Source organism: Bacillus sp. 05T31, from assembly GCF_056396725.1.
Map to the genome: position 1 here is coordinate 1 of NZ_JBFTMA010000363.1, position 4,899 is coordinate 4,899.

Sequence of the window (4,899 nt, forward strand, 5' to 3'; positions counted from 1 at the left end):
GCCAAGTATCGATCCAACGATAGGTTGGAAGAAGAAAAATAAGGAACCGATGCTTGCGTCCATTAATTCTAATCCTTTATTCCAAAGGAAAAATGCACCTGCCGTTGAGACAATTCCTAAATAAAGAATGCCTAATAATACATACATGTTTATATCTTCAATAGGATTTGATTGGAATTCCCATATCATAAAAGGTGTAATAAAAAAGAGTGAAAAGAATATTGCGTACGTTGTAATAACTAAAGATGAAAACCGAGCTGAAGCAATTTTTACATAAATGGACAGTAAAGCCCACGTAATAGCGGCCCCAACTAAAATGATTGTACCGATAAAATAGGAGCCGATTTCAATATCCCATCCGATAACGATAATGACACCGATTGTCGCTATTATAGTTGATAAAAGTCTACGAGCAGTTAGTTTCTCTTTTAAAAGGAGCGCTGCAAATATAACCATAAATGCAGGTGTAGCTGATGTTACTAAGGAGCCTGTATGAGCATCGGATAATTTCGTTCCGATAAATTGACATGTGATCGAAATGAAATACCCGATGAATCCAATCCAAGCGAATAATAGCCAATCTTTTTTGTGTATGGTTACTTTTTTCTTTTGCTTTTTTTCAGTTGTTTTCAAAATCGCATATAAAACAACAAAAGCGATAATAAAGCGTAGCCAAACGAGTGTAAGTGGCGGAATAAAGTCGAGTACGTATTTACTAACGACGTACATACCGCCCCAAATACTTGCTGCTAGTGATAAACATATAGCTCCTAAAATGGTTTGTTTCATTTGAATGACCTCCGTCTATTTTTAGGGTTATGATTTATTCCCTAAGACGAGGCATGGTGCACTTGTTATATGAATGCCCGTCTTAGTTTATAGACGGCCTACAGGTTGATCGTTTTCGAATGAAGTGTTGTAGTACATGAGCGTATTCCTCCTTATTAATTTTATAATGATATTATAACTCAATTTTCTGATTATTGAAGGATATTATGAAATATATTGTTATAAACCCACATGTTAGTAATTATCTCGTTCCAATTCGTTTAGAAGAGTTGAATGGATCGATTTGGTTTGAAAAAATAGACGGTGAGAAGGGCTCGGTACCAAAGGGAACTTGCAAAAATACTAGTAATAAGATTTTGCTTATAATAGGACACATATTTTTTGTTCGTGAGTATATTGGCTATAGGATAAAAAGTAGATTAATAGAGAAAGAGGAGGAGATTGYTATAACTACAACYGTTATWTCTCATTTTTAYAATGAAGAGTATTTATTGCCGTGGTGGCTTATACATCATACGAAACTGTTTGATCATGGCATTTTAATTAATAAAGGTTCTACAGATCGTTCAGTCGAAATTTGTAAAAAATTCGCACCGCATTGGGAAGTGCGAGATTCTGTAAATCCAGAGTTTGATGCCTTAGCGACAGATCATGAAGTGATGAGGGTGGAACAAGAAGTAGAAGGTTGGAAAATGATTTTAAATACGACTGAGTTTCTTTGTGTGCAAGATAAAAATCAGTTTTGGAAATCGCTTGATGAATTGGGAGGGAGGATGTATTGGTTAGAAGGTCTTGTTATGGTGGATGATCCTAACTATAATTATCCAGAACTTAACTTTGGAATACCTTTAATGAAACAGCGATTTCACGGTTATTTACCAGAAGATTGGGCGTTATGGAGAAGAGGTAGATTTATTCATAATCATGAACACGGAAGTTATACTGTCGGAAGACACTTAACTGCACATGAATCTATGAATTATCCGCCTCTTGCATGTATTGCATGGTTTGGGTTTAGTCCTTGGAACGATGCGATGAGAAAGAGGAAATTACAAATTGGTCCGACTCTTTCTGAAGGTAGTAGGCATGGGGGAATGGGAACGCACCATATTATTACGCCTGAAAGATTGGAAGAATGGTATAAGGAATTAGCGAGAGGGGCGAAGGATTTACGTTTTAGTGATGCGTATCGTTATGCTTTTTTATAAATGATTCCCACCACAAAATGGTTTCTTCGATTCCAGCGTTTAGATCGTATTTTGGTTTCCAGTTTACTTCGTTTTTTAAACGTTCCACATTAACACCGACAAATAAAGGTTCATCTTTAGGAAAAGGGATAGCACCTAGTTTAATTAAATTTTCTTTTCCGATTTTTTTAGCAATGATCGAAGCTAATTCTTTAATTTGTACAGATTGACCAGATGCGATATTTATTGAACCTGTAACGTTGCAGTTTAATAATGTTACGAGAGCGTCAGCGACGTCACTCACATGGAGAAAGTCTCTTGATTGTTTTCCGTGTGTACATAGTGCTTCCTCRTTTTTTAATAAGGASKTGATAATGTTAGAAACGAGYCGATTMCCTTGTTCGTAAGGGCCATACATATGAAAAATTCGGCCCCAGCTCATGCTGAGACTGGTTTGTTGTGCATACGTTTGTAGCCAGGAGTGCAGTGCATTTTTACATAATGAATACGGGGTTTTATAGGAAAGAAGCGGTGAATCTTCAAATAATACGCCATTAAACCATTCATACTCCGCGCCAGTACCTGCAACGACGACGCGCTTTCCACCGCATGCTGTGAAGTGTTGAATCAATGAGATACTAGACTTTAGCCAATAATAATTATTAATTGATACATAGCATGCTGGCGGCACTGCTTCCCAAGCTAAATGAATGAGATGACTAGGTTTAATGTCGTAAATGAGTTTTTTTACTTCTTCATCGCAAAGTAAGTTTACTTTATGCCAATGGCAAGAAAGGTGAGAAGGCTTATTTGTATTGTAAGTGGCGTGCACCTCATAGCCCTTTTGTATAAGAGAATTTACAACATATTTACCAATCCATCCACTACCGCCTGTTACAAGGATTTTTTTCATGGCTCAATCACCTCAACTTCTGGAATCGTTACTAAAAATTTGCCGCCCCATTCACGAATGAAAGAGCATTCTTTCATAATTTCATCTTTTAAATTCCAAGGAAGTATGAGAATGTAATCGGGTTTTGTACGTTTAATTTCTTCTGGAGATTTTATTGGAATGCGGGTACCTGGTAGAAGGAGATTTTGTTTGTGAGGGTTTTTATCTACTGTATAAGCTAGAAATTCTTTTCCTATCCCGCAATAATTTAAAAGGGTGTTTCCTTTAGCGGGAGCACCGTAACCGATAATTTGTTTGTTTAAAGCTTTTGCTTTGATAAAAAACTTTAAAATACTTATTTTCAATTGTTCTATGCGTTTAGAAAAAAGGAGATAGCAATCTAAAGTATCTAGCCCGTGATCTATTTCTTTTTGGATTATATTTGTAACACTGGAATGGATAGTGGATGAGTCACTGTGATGGTTTACAAAAATACGCAATGAACCACCGTGCGTTGCAAGTTCTTCTACATCGACAATTTGTAAATGATGATGCGCTAAAACTTTTTGAAGACTTATAAGAGAGAAGTAAGAGAAGTGCTCATGATAGATTGTGTCAAACTGTTTAAAGGATATGAGGTTCAATAAGTGCGGGAATTCAATTGTTATCGTGCCATCTTGTTTTAATAATGTTTTTAAACCAGCAACAAAATCATGCAAGTTTGGAACGTGTGCTAATACGTTATTTGCGACGATTAAATCAGCTTGTGGTAATTTTTTTGCTAAGTCATTGCTGAAAAAATTCACTTCAGTAGGAATTCCTTTTTGGATAGCGATTTCTGCTACATTTTTTGCTGGTTCAATTCCTAACGTTTTGATATTTTCTTTTTGAAAGTATTGTAATAAGTACCCGTCGTTACTTGCGATTTCAATCACTTTCGAATGGTTTGTTAAKTTGAAACGCTTAATCGCCATTTCTACATATTGCTTAGCGTGTAGTAGCCAACTGGAGGAGTAAGAGCTAAAGTATAAATAGTCATGAAAAATATTGTGCGGAGATTCAAATTCATCTAATTGTACAAGTAAACAAGAGTTACAAACAAACGTGTGCAGCGGATAAAATGGCTCCATTTTATATGAGTGTTCTGGAGCTACAAATGAGTTAGCGAGAGGAGAAACGCCTAAATCTAAAAAAGTATTTGTGAGTAATGAGTGGCAAAAACGGCATTTTTTCTGTTCCATTTTATAGCCCCCTTATAAATTTTTGAATGCATCGATTTGTTGTCGCGTGAAAGATTCCATATTTTGACCAGATGCATATTTTTTGTACCAATCAACAGTCCAAGCGATAGAATGATCTGTTGGTTGATTCCATAATTTTATTATAGATTGAATGACATCATGAACTGTTCTGTTAAGTTCATTCATCGGGCCGAAATTCCAAGCTGCTGCATATTCGGCGTCTTTCGAAAGGTTTTCAGCTAAAAGAATATAGCCATGTAAAGGATCTAATACGTGTTGCCACGGGCGAATAGCGTTTTTGTTTCTAATATTTAATGTATTATCTTGTAAATATGCACGAATGATATCTGGGAATAATCGGTCTTCTGCCCAATCACCGCCGCCGATGACGTTACCTGCTCTTACTGAGGCAATTTTCAGAGTGTTAGTGTGGAAGAATGATTTTTGATATGATGCTGCAACTAGTTCAGCACAAGCTTTACTAGCACTATAAGGGTCGAAACCTCCTAGTCGRTCAGTTTCCRCGAATGCCCGGTTACCGCTCCCGTCATTTTCATAGCATTTATCACTTGTAACATTAATGATGCCACGTATACTTTCTATATGTTTTGCTGCTTCTAATACGTGAACAGTACCTAAAACATTCGTTTTAAATGTTTCGATAGGATTTTTGTATGAAGTGGTGACGATTGGCTGAGCTGCTAAATGAAATAGTATGTCAGGGTTATGTTGTTTCAGGGCATGGGATAAAGAATCGTAATCTGTAATATCGCCTTTAATTGTTATGCAC

The 4,899-nt window shown here is 36.4% G+C and carries 5 protein-coding genes; 1 reads left to right on the forward strand and 4 read right to left on the reverse strand.

The window, feature by feature from the left end; genetic code table 11:
* Positions 1 to 789: DMT family transporter (locus AC1DJR_RS19365; protein WP_477003273.1), on the reverse strand; the 789-nt coding region annotated here is incomplete at its 3' end.
* 407 nt (positions 790 to 1,196) lie between these two features.
* Between AC1DJR_RS19365 and AC1DJR_RS19370 the strand changes: the two genes are divergently transcribed.
* A complete protein-coding gene (locus tag AC1DJR_RS19370) occupies positions 1,197 to 1,997 on the forward strand; it encodes a glycosyltransferase family 2 protein (protein WP_477003277.1) in 801 nt (266 codons plus the stop codon).
* On the opposite strand, the gene AC1DJR_RS19375 is transcribed toward AC1DJR_RS19370, so the two are convergent.
* The 3 genes from AC1DJR_RS19375 to rfbG form a co-directional block, all read right to left on the reverse strand.
* Positions 1,966 to 2,889: an NAD-dependent epimerase/dehydratase family protein gene (locus AC1DJR_RS19375; protein WP_477003274.1), complete on the reverse strand. Its 924-nt coding sequence runs from the start codon at positions 2,887 to 2,889 to the stop codon at positions 1,966 to 1,968. The genes AC1DJR_RS19370 and AC1DJR_RS19375 overlap by 32 nt on opposite strands.
* Positions 2,886 to 4,109, reverse strand: coding sequence for a methyltransferase domain-containing protein (locus AC1DJR_RS19380; protein WP_477003275.1), 1,224 nt, complete (start codon positions 4,107 to 4,109; stop codon positions 2,886 to 2,888). The genes AC1DJR_RS19375 and AC1DJR_RS19380 overlap by 4 nt, the downstream gene beginning before the upstream one ends.
* A 12-nt stretch (positions 4,110 to 4,121) precedes the next feature.
* A partial coding sequence (gene rfbG, locus AC1DJR_RS19385) for a CDP-glucose 4,6-dehydratase (protein WP_477003276.1) occupies positions 4,122 to 4,899 on the reverse strand: 778 nt, incomplete at its 5' end.